The organism is Microbacterium sp. Soil_N32, from assembly GCF_057655505.1.
Window position 1 is genome coordinate 100417 of the sequence record NZ_JBDGME010000015.1, and the last position, 15425, is coordinate 115841.

General features: G+C 72.3%; 14 protein-coding genes. 9 read left to right on the forward strand and 5 right to left on the reverse strand.

Annotation, left to right across the window (positions count from 1 at the left end; translation table 11 throughout):
• Nucleotides 1-5 precede the first annotated feature (5 nt).
• The 8 genes from pnuC (at nt 6) to AC3A3J_RS03990 (ending at nt 8455) form a co-directional block, all read left to right on the forward strand.
• Entirely contained in the window at nt 6-611 is a 606-nt protein-coding gene (gene pnuC, locus AC3A3J_RS03955) for a nicotinamide riboside transporter PnuC (RefSeq protein WP_487671032.1), read from the forward strand.
• A gap of 22 nt (nt 612-633) precedes the next feature.
• Nucleotides 634-1779 carry an AAA family ATPase gene (locus tag AC3A3J_RS03960; protein WP_487671033.1) on the forward strand — a complete coding sequence of 382 codons (1146 nt, stop codon included), beginning with the start codon at nt 634-636 and terminating at the stop codon, nt 1777-1779.
• Nucleotides 1780-1788: 9 nt separating this feature from the next.
• Nucleotides 1789-3357: an AAA family ATPase gene (locus AC3A3J_RS03965; RefSeq protein WP_487671034.1), complete on the forward strand. Its 1569-nt coding sequence runs from the start codon at nt 1789-1791 to the stop codon at nt 3355-3357.
• Entirely contained in the window at nt 3354-4025 is a 672-nt protein-coding gene (locus tag AC3A3J_RS03970) for a potassium transporter Kef (protein ID WP_487671035.1), read from the forward strand. The genes AC3A3J_RS03965 and AC3A3J_RS03970 overlap by 4 nt, the downstream gene beginning before the upstream one ends.
• Nucleotides 4022-5932: a VWA domain-containing protein gene (locus AC3A3J_RS03975; RefSeq protein WP_487671036.1), complete on the forward strand. Its 1911-nt coding sequence runs from the start codon at nt 4022-4024 to the stop codon at nt 5930-5932. The genes AC3A3J_RS03970 and AC3A3J_RS03975 overlap by 4 nt, the downstream gene beginning before the upstream one ends.
• The gene (locus tag AC3A3J_RS03980) at nt 5925-6560 is read left to right on the forward strand and encodes a phosphohydrolase (RefSeq protein ID WP_487671037.1); all 636 of its coding nucleotides are present in this window, start codon (nt 5925-5927) and stop codon (nt 6558-6560) included. Before AC3A3J_RS03975 ends, AC3A3J_RS03980 begins: the two co-directional genes overlap by 8 nt.
• On the forward strand, nt 6553-7995 hold the full coding sequence (locus AC3A3J_RS03985; RefSeq protein ID WP_487671038.1) for a phenylacetate--CoA ligase family protein: 1443 nt from the start codon (nt 6553-6555) through the stop codon (nt 7993-7995). The genes AC3A3J_RS03980 and AC3A3J_RS03985 overlap by 8 nt, the downstream gene beginning before the upstream one ends.
• Nucleotides 7996-8056: 61 nt before the next feature.
• Nucleotides 8057-8455 (forward strand): VOC family protein, encoded by a 399-nt coding sequence (locus tag AC3A3J_RS03990; protein WP_487671039.1) that lies wholly within the window; start codon nt 8057-8059, stop codon nt 8453-8455.
• A 74-nt stretch (nt 8456-8529) separates the two neighbouring features.
• Here AC3A3J_RS03990 and AC3A3J_RS03995 read toward each other — a convergent pair whose 3' ends face one another.
• Both AC3A3J_RS03995 and ald read right to left on the reverse strand, forming a co-directional pair.
• Nucleotides 8530-9732 carry a pyridoxal phosphate-dependent aminotransferase gene (locus AC3A3J_RS03995; protein WP_487671040.1) on the reverse strand — a complete coding sequence of 401 codons (1203 nt, stop codon included), beginning with the start codon at nt 9730-9732 and terminating at the stop codon, nt 8530-8532.
• 141 nt (nt 9733-9873) lie between these two features.
• Nucleotides 9874-10959, reverse strand: coding sequence for an alanine dehydrogenase (gene ald / locus AC3A3J_RS04000; protein WP_487671041.1), 1086 nt, complete (start codon nt 10957-10959; stop codon nt 9874-9876).
• Between the two features lie 114 nt (nt 10960-11073).
• Here ald and AC3A3J_RS04005 point away from each other — a divergent pair, with 114 nt between their 5' ends.
• On the forward strand, nt 11074-11583 hold the full coding sequence (locus tag AC3A3J_RS04005) for an Lrp/AsnC family transcriptional regulator (protein WP_487671042.1): 510 nt from the start codon (nt 11074-11076) through the stop codon (nt 11581-11583).
• A gap of 141 nt (nt 11584-11724) precedes the next feature.
• Here AC3A3J_RS04005 and AC3A3J_RS04010 read toward each other — a convergent pair whose 3' ends face one another.
• From AC3A3J_RS04010 to aceA, 3 genes are all read right to left on the reverse strand, one after another.
• A complete protein-coding gene (locus AC3A3J_RS04010) occupies nt 11725-12156 on the reverse strand; it encodes a hypothetical protein (RefSeq protein WP_487671043.1) in 432 nt (143 codons plus the stop codon).
• Nucleotides 12157-12348: 192 nt separating this feature from the next.
• A complete protein-coding gene (gene aceB, locus AC3A3J_RS04015) occupies nt 12349-14013 on the reverse strand; it encodes a malate synthase A (protein ID WP_487671044.1) in 1665 nt (554 codons plus the stop codon).
• A gap of 17 nt (nt 14014-14030) precedes the next feature.
• Complete coding sequence (gene aceA / locus AC3A3J_RS04020; RefSeq protein WP_487671045.1) at nt 14031-15344, reverse strand: isocitrate lyase; 1314 nt, start codon at nt 15342-15344, stop codon at nt 14031-14033.
• Between the last annotated feature and the right edge of the window lie 81 nt (nt 15345-15425).

Genomic DNA, 15425 nt, shown 5'->3' on the forward strand with positions numbered 1-15425 from the left:
CACCGGTGCTCGACTGGCTGCTCGCGGAGTGGACGCAGGTGCTCGGCTTCGCGACGGGCGCAGCCTGCGTGCTGCTCGCGGGGCTGCGCAACGTCTGGACGTATCCGATCGGCATCGCGAACAACGTCGTGCTGTTCCTGGTGTTCCTCGGTGCCGGCCTGTACGCCGCCGCCGGGCTGCAGGTGGTGTACCTCGCGTTCGGCGTGCACGGCTGGTGGCGGTGGACCCGCCGCGTCGAGCAGAGTCCGACGTACATCGCTCGCACGCCCCGTGCCGCGTGGCCGCTGCTCGCCGTCGCGGGCCTGGGCGGGACGGCGATCCTGATGTGGCTGCTCACGAGTTTCACCGACTCGCAGGTGGCCGTCGCGGACGCGCTCACGACCGCCGTGAGCCTCGTCGCCCAGTACATGCTCAACCGCAAGTGGATCGAGAACTGGTTCGTCTGGATCGGCGTCGACGTGGTGTTCGTCGGACTGTCGATCGCCGCCGGCCTGTGGATCATCGCCGCGCTCTATACGCTGTTCATCGGGCTCTGCCTCTTTGGCTACGGCTCCTGGCGCCGCGTGGCCCGCGCCGAGAGCGCCGCGCGCGAGAGCGCGGTGACGGCATGACGGCGTCGTCGCGGGGCGCGGAGTGACGGCCCCGCTCGTCGTGCCCGAACGGCGCGGACACGGTCTCGTGCTCGGCAAGTTCTACCCCTTCCACAGCGGGCACTCCCACCTCATCCGCGAGGCGGAACGACGCAGCGAGCGGCTGACGGTGCAGGTGCTCGGAGCATCCGTCGAATCCGTCCCGCTGCAGACGCGGGCCGACTGGATCCGCGAATCGCATCCCGGTGCGCGGGTCGTCGCCGCGATGGACGATGCGCCCGTCGACTTCCACTCGGATGCCGCGTGGGCCGAGCACCTCGCGATCATCGAGTCGCTGCTCGACGAGCCGGTGGACACCGTCTTCTCGTGCGACGACTACGGCGGGGAACTCGCGAGACGGCTCGGTGCGCAGTGGGTGCGCGTCGACGAGGGACGCCGCATCAACCCCGTGTCTGGCACGGCGATCCGCGCCGACCCCGCAGCGCATTGGCGCGAGCTCGCCCCCGCGGTGCGGGCCGATCTCGCGGCGCGCGTCGTCGTGCTCGGCGCCGAATCGACCGGGTCGACGACGCTGGCCGAGGCGCTCGCCGCGCACCTCGGCACGCTGTGGGTGCCGGAGTACGGCCGCGAGCACTCCGAAACGCGCGACGGCGGGCTCGACGCCCCCTGGCGCAGCGACGAGTTCGATCTCATCGTCGAACGGCAGATCGCCCTCGAGCAGCGCGCGCTCCGCCAGGTGCCGACGCCGGTGCTGGTGTGCGACACCGACGTGCTCGCGACGGCACTCTGGCACGAGCGGTACGTCGGCGTTCCCGCCGAACGCCTGGAGCGCGCGGCCGCCGCGCATCGTCCTCTGCTGTACGTGCTGACCGGCGATGAGATCCCGTTCGTGCAGGACGGGATGCGCGACGGCGAGCACATCCGCCACGGCATGCAGCAGCGGTTCCGTGACGTGCTCGCGACGCAGCCCGTGCCCTGGATCGAGGTGCGCGGCGACGTTCCTGCTCGTGTCGAGTCCGCGGCATCGGCCCTCGCGCCGCTGCTGCGGGCACACCTGCGGTTCGCGGATCCCCTCGAAGGGCGGTCGATGGACGAGCAGCGCGCACTGCAGCGGGCGGCCGCCGAGGCATCCGGGGTCGGCGGGGCGGCCGATGCAGCGTCTGGCAGCGCTGTCGGCAGCCGCCCCTAGGATGAGGGCATGTCCGATCGCTGGAGCCGCGTGTCTGCATCGCCCACCAACCCCGGCACCGAGCACGGCATCGCCCCGCTGACCGCAGACGACCTGTTCCGAGCGGCGCCCGCCGCGCAGACCCCGCTCGACGAGAAGCTCCGGCAGACGTACTACTGGATCGTCAACCGCGCGGTCATCTCGCCCTACTACGACATCGAGTTCTCGCACGGCGAGCCCCTGTCGATCGGTCTGGGCGACGCCGACGCGCGCATCTCGCTGCCCACCCAGGCGTCGTTCTCGTCGAACGTGCTGCTGCCGCTGCTCACGTTCGCGGTCGGGGGCAAGTGCCTCCTAATCGGGGGTCCCGGTCGCGGCAAGACGACGGTGGCGGTGCTCATGGGCGTGCTGGCCGGCACCGCGGCCGACGACGTGCGTCGCGGCGTGCAGCAGGGGCAGCCGCAGCTGACCGTGAGCGATCTCGTCGGCATCCCCCTGCCGCGCGACCTCGTCGAGGCCGAGCGGCTGAGCGACATCCGGATCGCGTGGCGCGACTGGCTCGCCCTGCCGGTGAAGATCATCGACGAGTACAACCGCATCCCCACCAAGACGCAGTCGGCCCTGCTCACGATGGTGGCCGAGGGGTACGTCGAGAGTCACGACCAGATGCGTCGGACGGCCCCCGAGTCGGGGGTCGAGAGCTGGTTCTTCACGGCGAACGACGACGCGGGCGGCGGGACGTTCCCGGTGATCCAGGCGCTGCGCGACCGGATGGACGTGACGGTGCAGGCTGCAGGGTTCAACAGTCGATTCCTCGACGAGCTCATCACCCGCGTCGAGGCGGGCGAGAAGCCCGAGGAGCACGTGCCGGCCGAGCTGCGGTTCGATGCCGACGAGCAGCGCCGTATGCGGGCGGCGATCCGCGCCGTGCCCATCCCCGACGGCGTGCGCCGACGGCTGCGGTTCTTTCTCAGCCACTTCGAGTTCGTGCAGCACGGCGGCCGGCGCTTCGAGTACCGCACGAAAGACGTCGTGACCACCGCCGGTGGCCGTGTGGGCGAGGTGATCGACGCGAACAGCGGAGCCGACCTCGAGGTCGATCTCGGCGCGCAGACCCGCAACGGCCTCTCGGTGCGCGCCCTGCAGACGCTCGTGCTGTACGCGAAGGCCGTCTCCTGGTTCCGCGGCGCGGAGGCCGTCGAGCTCGACGATGTGGCGGCCGTGCTGCCGTTCGTGCTCCGGGGCAAGCTCTTGCCGAACGACACGCATCCGCGCTTCGACGTGGGCGCCGAGCGCGAGCTCGCGACCGACACGGTCAGCTGGCTCGGCGACCTGTTCGCCGAGTCGTGCCGCCAGTACGACATGCTCGGGCGGGATGCGGCCGACCCCGTCGCCGCGCTGCTCGCCGAGCTCGACCGCGGCCTGGAGGGCGTCGCGCCGCTGGAGGTCTCGCGCCGCATCACCGCGGTCGAGACCGAGCTGCGTCGCATCGCAGGCGTGGGCAAGCTCTACGGTCGCGACTTCGACGACGTCATCGCGCTGAAGTATCTGCACCAGCGCTACACCGCCTACGCGCGCTGGCAGGAGACCCGCGGGTGATCCGTCGACCGGTGCAGCTGGCCGCCGCCCGGCTGCCGCTCGCCCCCGCACCGCCGCCGGATCTGGCGGGGGTGGGCCTCGACCTCGCCCTCGCGGCGCAGAACGTGGAGCGCGCCCACGGCGACGCCGCTCTGTTCGGCCGGGCTCTCGCGGCGGGCGCGGGAGCAGCGCCCGACGCGGTGCACGACCGCTCCCGCGCCCTCGACCTCGTGGCGGTCGCCGCCTGGCGGGCCGGAGCCCTCGCCCTGCGGGACGACGCTCTAGCGCGTCTCGCAGCGGCGGACGAGCCGGTGCATCGACGCGCCCTCGCGTCGACCCTCGGTCTCGGGGTCGACGTCCTCGAGGCTTTCGTGCGGCGCCAGCGCGCCGATCGGTTCTGGTGGCCCGGCCGCGTCGATGATCGCGGATACGTCCTGGCCGCAGGCGGGTTCCGCGGCTTCGGCGGCGCGTGGATCTGCCCGCCCGAGCGTGCGGTGCGGCTCGCGGATGCCGGAGCGTTCGCGTTCCTCGTCGCGGGCGAGTGGTGGCGCCTCGACGCCGATGTCTGGGGGTCGCGGCTCGCGGCATCCGGTGAGCCGGATCCGGCGTCGCCCGTCGATGACGGCGTCAGCATCGTGATCGGCGCCGACACGCACCTCGCGTGGGTGCATGTGCGGGAGGCGGCGTGAGCGCGCCACCCCCGCCACCCCCGGCGGGGCAGGGGAAGGCCGATCGCGCCGATGCGCCCTCCGTGCCGATGACCGGTGCGGTGCGCGCCGCCTGGGATCGGGCGCTCGCGCTGTGGGGGGTGCGTCTCGACGACCCGCAGGTGCGTCCCGGGGCTGCCGCCGCGCACGGCGCCCCCGCGTGGTTCACGTTCCCGCCGTCGGTGACCGTCGATCCCGAGTACCTCGCCGAGCGCGGGCTCGACGATGAGCTCTGGACGATGTTCGCGCACGAGGTGGGCCATCATGTACTCGCTCCGAGCACCCGTATCGACGCGCTCAAGATCCGGCACCAGATGGCCAGGGCGCTCGCCGGGGTCTCTGCGCTCGCCCCGCGAGCCGCCGACATCGGCATGCTCGCGAACCTGTGGAGCGACCTCCTGGTGAACACGCGCCTCGCCCAGCTGCAGCGGGCGGAGGCGCACGCGGTCGCCAGCGATGTCGTGCCGGGGGAGCCGGGGATCGTGCGGCTCGGCCGGACGCTCTACCCGCCGCCGGCCGGCCGTGATCGGCTGTGGTGGGTCTACTGCCGGGCATACGAGATCCTTTGGCGGCTGCCGGCCGGGTCCCTCTGCCCGCCCGAGCCCCCGGCGGCGCCGCGCGTCGCCGCCGCCGACACGACGCTTCCCCCTCTGGAGAGCGTTCCCGAGCGGCACCGCGAGAAGGAGCGCATCCTGCGCGAGCGCCAGGCGGAGAGCGCCCGCATCGCGGCCGAACTCGCCGGGGCGCGGGCAACGAACCCGCCCGTCGATGCGGCGCTCGTCGCCGAGACCGTCTGGGGCTTCGCGACCGATCCGGTGTCGGGTGCGGTGCGCTTCGGCGTCATCGCGGCACCGTACGTGGCCGAACGGATCGACGCCGGCGCCGCCCGGCCCGCCGCCGGGGGCGCCGGGTGCGCGCCCGACGACGACGGACCCTCCGGCGACGAACTCGGACGGATGCTCGCCGACCGGCGGCTGCGGGGCGACCTGCCGCCGCATCCCGGGGCACGCGGGGAGGTCGATTCCGAGGTCGATCCGTCCGGCGGCGGGGCCGGGGGCGGTCAGCGCCTCGACGTGGCCCGCACGCTCGCGCTCTACGACGAGCTCGACGAGCAGACCGTGCTCGCGGCCTGGTACCGCAACGAGGCCGCCGCCTGGGTGCGTCCGTACACGCGCCGCGCGCCGGAACGGCCCTCCGGCGGCATCCCCGGACCGCTCGAACTGTGGGAGACCGGCGATCCGATCGGCGACATCGACTGGGCCGCCACGCTGCGCGGCGGTCCCGTGATCCCGGGCGTCACCACGCGACGGCGCTCCGAGCTCGACGACGAGCCGGCCCTGAGCGAGACGAGCCTCGAGGTCGATCTGTACATCGACTCGTCCGGGTCGATGCGGAACCCGCGTCGGGGGTCGCCCGCCGTGCTCGCCGGCACGATCCTCGCGCTCTCCGTGCTGCGCGGCGGTGGGCGGCTGCGGGTGGTCAGCTTCGCCAGCGCGGGGCAGGTGGCGGGCATGGAGCGCTTCAGCCGCGACGCGAACGAGATCATCGCGTCGATCGCGTTCTTCTTCGGGGGTGGAACCTCGTTCCCGCTCGATCTGTACCAGGCGCGGTATGCCGCGCTCCCGCCGGCCGCTCCGGAGCAGCAGCGCCACGTGGTCGTGCTCTCCGACGACGGCCTCGTGTCGATGTTCGGCGTCGGCAACGAGCCGTACTCCGACGTCGCGCGCGCGGTGAGGTCGAAGCTGACCACGGGTACGCTCGTGCTCATGGATCGCCGTCACCACGTCGCCGAGCTCGCCGCCCGCGACGGCTACGACGTGGTGTACCTCGACAGCATGGACGACGCCCCGGCCGCGTGCGCCGCGCTCGCCGGGAGGCTCCGTGGGTGACGGCGGAAGCCGCGAGGGCCGCATCCCCACCGAGGATCTGCTGGCCGCATGGTCGGAGAGATCGGGCGGGGAGCAGGAGGCCTGGTCGCGCGTGCGGCCCGGTCCGTCGCTCGACGAGATCGCCAGCCGCCTGTCGAGCGTGCCCCACACCTTTCTCGACGAGCGGATCTCGCTGACCGCTCTCGCCGGCGACGTGCTCGGCAACGGACTGGGGTGCCTCGCCTTCGAGAGCGACCCGCGCGTGCGCCGCGGCGGCGCGATCGGCCTGTGGCTCGTCGCGAGCGAAGACCTCGTCGAACCGTTCGCTCCCTCGCTGCGCCACGGCACCGCCGGCCTCGCGGTCGACGCTCTCGCGCTGCGCCTCGCGCCCGTCGCCGACCCGTCGGCGTGGGTCGCCGACGACGAGCGGCGCATCGAGGCGGCCCGCACCTTCCTGCTCTGGGCCGGCTACCTGCCCGCGGGGGAGGACCCGCACACCGCGGCCTCGCTGCTGGCGTCCGTCGACTCGTTGGCCCGCGACCGCGCCCTCGCCGAGGCGTACGAGGGCCACAGGCATCGCGCCGACATCGCCCGCAAGCTGCAGGAGGCCCGCCGGCGCGAGGCGGCGGCTCGGTACTCGAGTGAGTGACCCGGTGACCGGTGTGCCGTCGCCCGGGTACCCCGACGTGGCTCCGAGCGCGGGCATCCGTCCGGGCGGGCGGGGGGACCCGGATGCCGTCGGCCCGCTCGTGCTCGCCGAGTACGCGCCCGGCGCCTCGGCGGTGCTGACGGATGCCGAACGCTGGCCGACCCTCGACGCGGAGGGCGCCGCGCGGCTGGAGCGGTGGCGGACGCATCCGGATGCCCCGTCGTGGACGCACGCGACCGGCGACCGGCTGACCGCGGCGCAGGTGGAGCGCGTGCGGCGGCCCCTGCCGACGGAGGGGTGGCTCGACGCGCACCTCGCGCAGGCCCGGCGCACGCTGCGGCATCGTGGCATGCCGGCCGATGCCCCGCTCGACGCCTACCCGACGACCCGGCGTCGTGACCTCGTGGCCGACCTCGGCGCCCATGTGCCGCTCGACGCCGACCTCGAGCGCATGCTGCACGGCACCAGCTCCGGGTCGACCGGCGCCGCGCTCCTCATCCCCGACGACGTCGAAGAGGTCGCGCGCGGTTTCCACCTGCTCGTCGCGCTCGCCGCGGACGCCGGTGGGGTGGTGCGTCCAGAGGGGGAGCGGATGGCGGTCGCGAACCTCGTCTTCCAGCAGCAGGCGTTCACCTACGTCTCGGTGATCAGCAGCTTCGGGCACCGGGCGATGGCGCGGCTCAACCTGCATCCGTCGTCGTGGGCGGATGCCGCCGCGCGCCGTCGTTTCCTCGCGGATGCCGACCCGCACCTGCTCAGCGGGCACCCCACCAGCCTCGCCGAACTCGTCGACGCCGGTCTCGACGAGGTGCTGCACCCCGTCGCGATCTTCTCGGGCGCCATGGCGCTCGCCGCGCCCCTGCGCGCCCGGTTGGAGGACGCGTTCGGCTGCTGCGTCATCGACGTGTACGGCCTGCACGAGACGCGGCCCATCGCGGCCCGCCGCGCCGACGGGCCGTTCCGCGTGCTCGACCGACGCGTGCACGTCGAGGTGCTGCACGCCGATCGCGACGAGCCGGTCGACCCGGGGGAGATCGGCGAGATCACGGTCACCGCGGGGGAGAACCCGCTCCTGCCGCTCGTGCGGTACCGCACGGGCGACTTCGGGCGCCTGCTCGCGCTCGACGACGGGGGCGTCGGCATCGCCGATCTCGAGGGCCGGGAGAACACCCGGTTCCGCGCGGGAGACGGCTCGCTCGTGGCATCCGTCGACCTCACGCAGCACCTGCAGGCGCACGGGGCCGAGGGGTGGGCCGTCGCGCAGCGGGCGGACGGATCGGTGCACGCGCGGATCGCGGGCGGCGACCCGGTCGCGATCGAACGGGCGCTGTGCGCGCTGCTGCAGGCGCCGGTCTCGGTCGAACGGGTGCCCCGGGTGATCGACCTCGGCGAGGGCAAACCGCGGCGGTACCGCAGCGCGGTCGACGCCCCCTGACGGGCCGGGGCGCGGTCGACGCGCCCGGTGAGCGACCGGGGCGCGACGGTACACTCGCCTGATGACGGCTCCCACCCCGTACCTCCTCTTCCCCGGCAATGCGGCGGAGGCCCTGGCTCACTACCGCGATGTGTTCGGAGGCGAGCTGCAGACGTTCGACTACCGCACCATGGGGCGGCACGACGGGCCCGGCGACGCCGTCGCGCACGGAGAGCTCAGGGGCGTCGTCTCCCTCTCCGGAGCGGATGCCGGGGCCGACGACGACGCGGTGCAGATGGGTGGGATGTTCTTCGCGCTGCTGGGAACGGCGGACGCCGAGACCTTGACGCGCTGGTTCGAGGCGCTCGCCGCGGACGGGCGGGTCGTCTCGCCGCTCGAGACCCGACCGTGGGGCGACGTCGACGGATCGGTCGTGGATCGTTACGGCATCCGCTGGCTGATCGGGTACCACCCCGACTAGCAGGCCGCGCGACGAAGCCCTCGCCACCGATCAGGCGGGCGAGGGCTTCGATGCGGGCGGTCCGGTGCCGGTGCTCAGGAAGCGAACAGGCGCTGCAGGCGCTGCACGCCCTCGAGCAGCGCGTCGTCGCCGAGCGCGTACGACAGGCGCAGGTAGCCGCTCGGGCCGAACGCCTCGCCCGGCACCACGGCGACCTCGGCCTGGTCGAGGATGAGGTCGGCGAGTTCGAGCGAGGTGGTCGGGGTGACGCCGCCCCAGGTGCGACCGAGCAGGCCCTGCACATCGGGGTACACGTAGAACGCCCCGAGCGGGTTCGGCACGACCATGCCCTCGATCTTCGACAGCTCCGACACGATGAGCCGGCGACGGCGGTCGAATGCCTCGCGCATCTGCTCCGCCTCGGTCTGGGGGCCGTTCAGCGCGGCGATCGCGGCCTTCTGCGCGACATTGTTCACGTTGCTCGTGAGGTGCGACTGCAGGTTGGCGGCGATCTTGATGGCGTCGGCGGGGCCGACCATCCAGCCCACGCGCCACCCGGTCATCGCGTAGGTCTTGGCGACGCCGTTGACGAGGATGGTCTGGTTCGCGACCTCGGGCACCGCCTGCACGATCGAGGTGGCCTCCGCTCCCTCGTACGTGAGGTTCTGGTAGATCTCGTCGCTGATGATCCAGATGCCGTGCTCGAGGGCCCACTCGGCGATCGCCGTGGTCTCGGCGGCGGTGTAGACCGAGCCGGTCGGGTTCGACGGCGACACGAACACGAGCGCGGTGGTGCGCGGCGTGCGCGCAGCCTCCAGCTGCTCGACGGTGACCTTGTAGTCCTGGTCGGCGCCGGCGAAGACCTCGACCGGGGTGCCGTCGGCGAGGCGGATCGCCTCGGGATAGGTGGTCCAGTACGGCGCGGGCAGCAGCACCTCGTCGCCCGGGTTCACCACGGCCTGGAACGCCTGGTACACCGACTGCTTGCCGCCGTTCGTGACGAGCACCTGGCTCGGTACGACCTCGAGGCCCGAGTCGCGCAGGGTCTTCGCGGCGATCGCCTCGCGCAGGCCGGGCAGTCCGGCGGCGGGCGTGTAGCGGTAGCTCGCCGGGTCGGCGAGGGCCTCGGATGCGGCGTCGACGATGAACTGCGGCGTCGCGAAGTCGGGCTCGCCGGCGGCATACGAGATGACGGGCTTGCCCTCGGCCTTCAGCGCCTTGGCCTTCGCATCGACCTTGAGGGTCGCGGACTCGGCGATCGCGGACAGTTTGCGGGAGAGAGGTGCGCGTTCGGTCACGACTACGAGCGTACTCGGGCGCACCCTCTCGTGCCCGGTCTGCGCGCCGACAAGAAGCCCCGTTCTTTCCGTCCCGCGCAGGCGGGTGCGGTGCGGGGGCGCGAGGTGCTGGCTACGGGCTGCGGGGCGCGGGAGCGCGGCTCAGAGGCTGTGGGCGCGGGCGACGGCGTCGAGAGTGATGCGACCGGCCTGCACGTTGAGACCCTTCGCGAGCGCGGGGTCGGCGGATGCCGCGGCCTCCCAACCCGAGCCGGCGATCGCCGAGACGTAGGGGAGGGTGGCGTTCGTGAGCGCCCGTGTCGCCGTCTCGGGCACGGCGCCCGGCATGTTCGCGACGCAGTAGTAGATCGAGTCGTGCACCGCGAACGTGGGGTCGTCGTGGGTGGTCGGGCGGGATCCCTCGAAGCATCCGCCCTGGTCGATCGCGATGTCGACGAGCACCGATCCGGCCTTCATGCCGCCGACCATGTCGTCGGTGACGAGCTTCGGCGCGGCGGCGCCCGGGATGAGCACCGAGCCGATAACGAGGTCGGCGGTCGCCAACTCCTCGGCGATGTCGTACCGGCTGGATGCCCGGGTCTCGAGCGCACCGCCGTAGCGGTGCTCCAACTCGCGCAGGCGCGGCAGGGAGATGTCGAAGACGGTGACCTTCGATCCGAGTCCCAGGGCGTTCGCGGCGGCATGCTCGCCCGCCACGCCACCGCCGATCACGACGGTCTTCGCCCGGGGCGTGCCCGCGATGCCGCCGAGCAGCAGCCCGCGGCCGCCGTTCGAGCGGAGCAGGTGGTACGAGCCGACGGTCACCGAGAGGCGGCCGGCGATCTCGCTCATCGGAACCAGCAGCGGAAGGCTGCGGTCGGGCAGCTGCACCGTCTCGTAGGCGACGGCGGTGGTGCCGGCCGCGACGAGCGCCTCGGTCAGGGCGCGGTCGGCGGCGAGGTGCAGGTAGGTGAAGAGGGTGAGGTCGTCGCGCAGAAAGCCGTACTCCTGGGCGATGGGCTCTTTGACCTTGATCACCAGGTCGGCGCCGCTCCACGTCTCCTCCGCGGTGTCGACGATCTCGGCGCCGACGGCGCGGTACGCCTCGTCGTCGATGCGCGATCCGAGACCGGCGCCCGACTGCACGAGAACGCGATGTCCCTCGTGCACGAGACGGTCGGCGCCCGCGGGGGTGAGTGCGACGCGGTTCTCGTTGTTCTTGACCTCGGTGGGCACGCCGATCTTCATCGATCCTCCTGAGCTGCGTGAAGCGGTGGGAGACAGGATCGCAGAAACTGCGGTCGAGCAACACGATCAGCGAAGAAGATTCGTAGGAGCGGCGGATCCTGAATAATCATTCGTATGGAGACGTCTGCACCCCCGGATGAGCCGAATACCCTTCGGGCCCCCGCGCTCGATTCGATCGATCGCCGCATCGTCGCCGCGCTCAGTCGAGACGGGCGCATGACCAACGCCGAGCTCGCCGCGACCCTCGGCGTCGCGCCGTCGACCGCGCACGCGCGGCTCCGATCCCTCATCGAGCGCGGCGTCATCACCGGCTTCCATGCGAGCGTCGACGAGCGGATGCTGGGGGCTGGGCTCCAGGCCATCATCGGCGTGACGCTGCGACCGAGCGGGCGACGCGAGAGCATCGTCGAGTTCGCCGAGCGGGTGCGCGTTCTCCCGCAGGTGATCCAGGTGTTCTTCCTCGGCGGCGACGACGACTTCCTGCTGCACATCGCCGTGGCCGACTCGTCGCAGATGCGCGAGTTCGTTCTCGAACACCTCTCGGCGCAGAGCAGCGTCGCGTCGACGCGCACGAGCATCGTCTTCGACTACCACCGCAACTCCGTCGCCGCGTCGTTCACCTGACGGCTGCGGTCCGCCGCTCACCCCCTCGCCTCCGCTGCTCCCGTCGCACTTTCTGTCGCCTCGGGCGCTCCGCAGCGACAGAAAAAGCGACGGGAGCAGCGAGGACGGGGGCGAGGGACGGGGGGCGAGGGGCGGGAGCGGCTAGGCGCCGAAGGAGCCGGGGAGCGCGCAGAAGTCGGCGAACCGGCGGAACGGGGTGGCCGGGTCGTCGAGCTGCACGAGAGCGGATGCCGCGGTATGCGGCTTCTCGTCGCCGGCGAGCTGCCACACCGAGTAGTTCCAGAGGCCGCGCGCGCTGGCGTCGAGCAGCGACGCGGGGCCCGAGACGACGAGCACGCGGTCGCCGGAGCCGGCGCGGAACGGCGCGATCACGTCGGTGCGGAGCGCCTGTTCGTCACCGTCCGCCGTGTGCGCGCGCTCCACCGTCTGACCGGCGGCGTCGAGCGCTGCGGCCAGGTCGTCGGCCGCGCGACGGGAGCGCTCGGCATCCGCCCCCGCGACCCCGACCAGGCGTCCGCCCGAGGGGTACAGGTGCAGAACCTCGGTCGCGATATCGCTCCACGTCTCAGCCATGCCCCCAGGCTACGCCCGCTCTCCCTCCCCAGGGCCGCCTCGCCCTCCCTCACCCCCGCCCCCGACCGCTCCCGTCGCACTTTCTGTCGCCCGATTCTCGGGGAAGCGACAGAAAGTGCGACGGGAGCGGAGGAGGGGCGCCGGGGAGCGACAGAAAGTGCGACGGGAGCGGAGATTGGCCGGAGAGGGGCCTCAGTCCAGGTGGCGGGCGTAGGCGCCGAGAGTGAGGAACGCGGGGAACTCCTCGCGCAGCGACACCTCGCGGAAGATCGCGGCGGCGTCGTCGAACCGGTCGCCGTCGGAGCGCGGAACCTCGGCGAGCACCTCGGCGATGAGCGCCTCGACGTACTCCACGGTGATCGGCGTGCCGTCTTCGACGGTGCGATCCTGGTGGATCCACTGCCACACCTGCGATCGGCTGATCTCGGCGGTTGCGGCATCCTCCATCAGCCCGTCGATCGCGACGGCGCCGAGACCGCGCAGCCAGGCTTCGAGGTAGCGGATCGCGACCGACACGTTGTCGCGCACGCCGCGGGCCGTGATGGGGCGCCCGATGTGCAGGTCGAGAAGGTCGGATGCCGTCACCCGCACGTCCTCGCGCTGCCGATCGACCTGGTTCGGGCGGTCGCCGAGCACGGCGTCGAACTCGGCCCGCGCCGTCGCGATGAGGTCGGGGTGGGCCACCCACGTGCCGTCGAACCCGTCTCCCGCCTCGCGCTTCTTGTCGGCGGCGACCTTGTCGATCGCGCGCTGCGTCGCCTCGGGGTCGCGCCGGTTCGGGATGAAGGCGCTCATGCCGCCGATCGCGAAGGCGCCCCGCTTGTGGCAGGTTTGCACGAGCAGCTCGGTGTACGCCCGCATGAACGGCACCGTCATGGTGACCTCGCTGCGGTCGGGCAGCACGAAACGCGCGCCTCGGCCACGGTAGTTCTTGATGATCGAGAAGATGTAGTCCCAGCGGCCGGCGTTCAGCCCCGCGCAGTGGTCGCGCAGCTCGTACAGGATCTCGTCCATCTCGAACGCCGCCGGCAGCGTCTCGATCAGCACGGTCGCACGGATGGTGCCGTGGGGGATGCCGACGTACGCCTCGCTGAAGGTGAAGACGTCGTCCCACAGCTTCGCCTCCTCGCTGGACTCCAGCTTGGCCAGGTAGAAGTACGGTCCGCGGCCGGCGTCGATCAGAGCCTGCGCGTTGTGGAGGAAGTACAGGCCGAAGTCGACCAGCGAGCCGGATGCCGCGGTCGAGCGGCCGGCGCGGTCGGTGAACGTCAGATGCTTCTCCGGCAGGTGCCAGCCGCGGGGGCGCATCACGATCGTCGGGGTGCGGTCGGCCGTGACGCGGTACTCCTTGCCGGGGGCGCCGTCGGTCGCGGGACCGGTGAACGTCAGCTCGCCGCGGATCGCGTCGCGCAGCGAGAGCTGACCCTCGATGACGTTGCGCCAGGTCGGGCTCGTCGCGTCCTCCTGATCGGCGAGCCACACCCGCGCCCCGGAGTTGAGGGCGTTGATCGTCATCTTCGGGTCGGTGGGTCCGGTGATCTCGACGCGGCGGTCTTCGAGTCCGGGGCCGGCGCCGGCGACTCGCCACGAGTCATCCGCCCGGATGTGCGCGGTGTCGTCGCGGAATCGCGGATCGTGGCCGTTGCCGATCTCGAACCGGCGGCGCATGCGGTCGGCGAGCCGGTCGTGCCGACGCGAGGCGAACCGATGGTGCAGCTCGGCCAGGAAGGCGATCGCGGCGGGGGTGAGGATCTCGTCGTAGCGGTCGTGCAGCGGCCCGGCGATCTCGATCGTGGGGCCGTGCTGCGTCGGGCCGTGCTGCGTCGGGGTGGGGGTCGTGAGGGTCATGAGCGTCATTCCTTCGAGGCGGAGGGTCAGTGGAACTGCGCGGTCTCGGTGGAGCCGGCGAGGGCGAGCGTCGCGCTGTCGGGGTTGAGCGCGGTCGAGATGACGTCGAAGTATCCGGTGCCCGCCTCGCGCTGGTGCTTGGTGGCCGTGTACCCGTGGGCTTCGGCGGCGAACTCGGCCTCCTGCAGCTCGACGTAGGCGCTCATGGCGCGCTCGGCGTAGCCGCGGGCGAGGTCGAACATCGAGTGGTTCAGGGCGTGGAACCCGGCCAGGGTGATGAACTGGAACCGGTAGCCGAGGTCCGCCAGCTCCTGCTGGAACGTCGCGATCTCGGCATCTGAGAGGTGACGCTTCCAGTTGAAGCTGGGCGAGCAGTTGTAGGCGAGCATCTTGCCGGGGAACTCGGCGTGGATCGCGGCGGCGAATGCGCGGGCGAGCTCGATGTCGGGCTCACCGGTCTCGACCCACAGCAGGTCGGCGTACGGCGCGAAGGCGAGGCCTCGGCTGATGACCGATTCGATGCCGGGCGTCACGCGGTAGAACCCCTCCGGCGTGCGCTCGCCGGTGGTGAACGCCTGGTCGCGCTCGTCGACGTCGCTCGTGAGCAGATCGGCGGCGAGAGCATCCGTGCGGGCGATGATGACGGTCGGCACTCCGGCGACGTCGGCCGCGAGCCGGGCGGCGTTCAGCGTGCGGATGTGCTGCTGCGTGGGCACGAGCACCTTGCCGCCCAGGTGGCCGCACTTCTTCTCGCTCGCGAGCTGGTCTTCCCAGTGGATCGCGGCCGCCCCGGCCTGGATGAGCGACTGCGCCAGCTCGTAGGCGTTGAGCGGTCCGCCGAAACCGGCCTCGGCGTCGGCCACGATCGGGGCGAGCCAGTCGCGGGTCACCTCGCCCTCGGCGTGCTCGAGCTGGTCCTGCCGCAGCAGCGCGTTGTTGATGCGCCGCACGACCGCCGGCACGGAGTTCGCGGGGTAGAGCGACTGGTCGGGGTAGGTCTGGCCGGCGAGGTTGCCGTCGGCCGCGACCTGCCAGCCCGAGAGGTAGATCGCCTTGAGGCCGGCGCGCACCTGCTGCACGGCCTGCCCGCCGGTGTAGGCGCCGAGCGCCCGGATGTACTCCTCGGTGTGCAGCAGGTTCCAGAGGTTCTCGGCCCCGCGGCGGGCGAGCGTCGATTCCTCGCGCACCGAGCCGCGGATGCGGATGACGTCGTCGGCGGTGTAGGTGCGCTCGACGCCGTCCCAGCGGGGGTCGGTGTCCCAGATCTCCTGGAGCTCGGCGGCGGTCTCGACCTGGTCACCGGCGCGGAGGCCGGCGGGGCGGGGTGCGTGCGTCGTCATGGTGTCTCCTTCGGTCGTCCCGGCGGCGGTGCCGGGGTGGCGTGTCCTCCACTGTGGGTGAAGATCGAATGCTGCAACGCA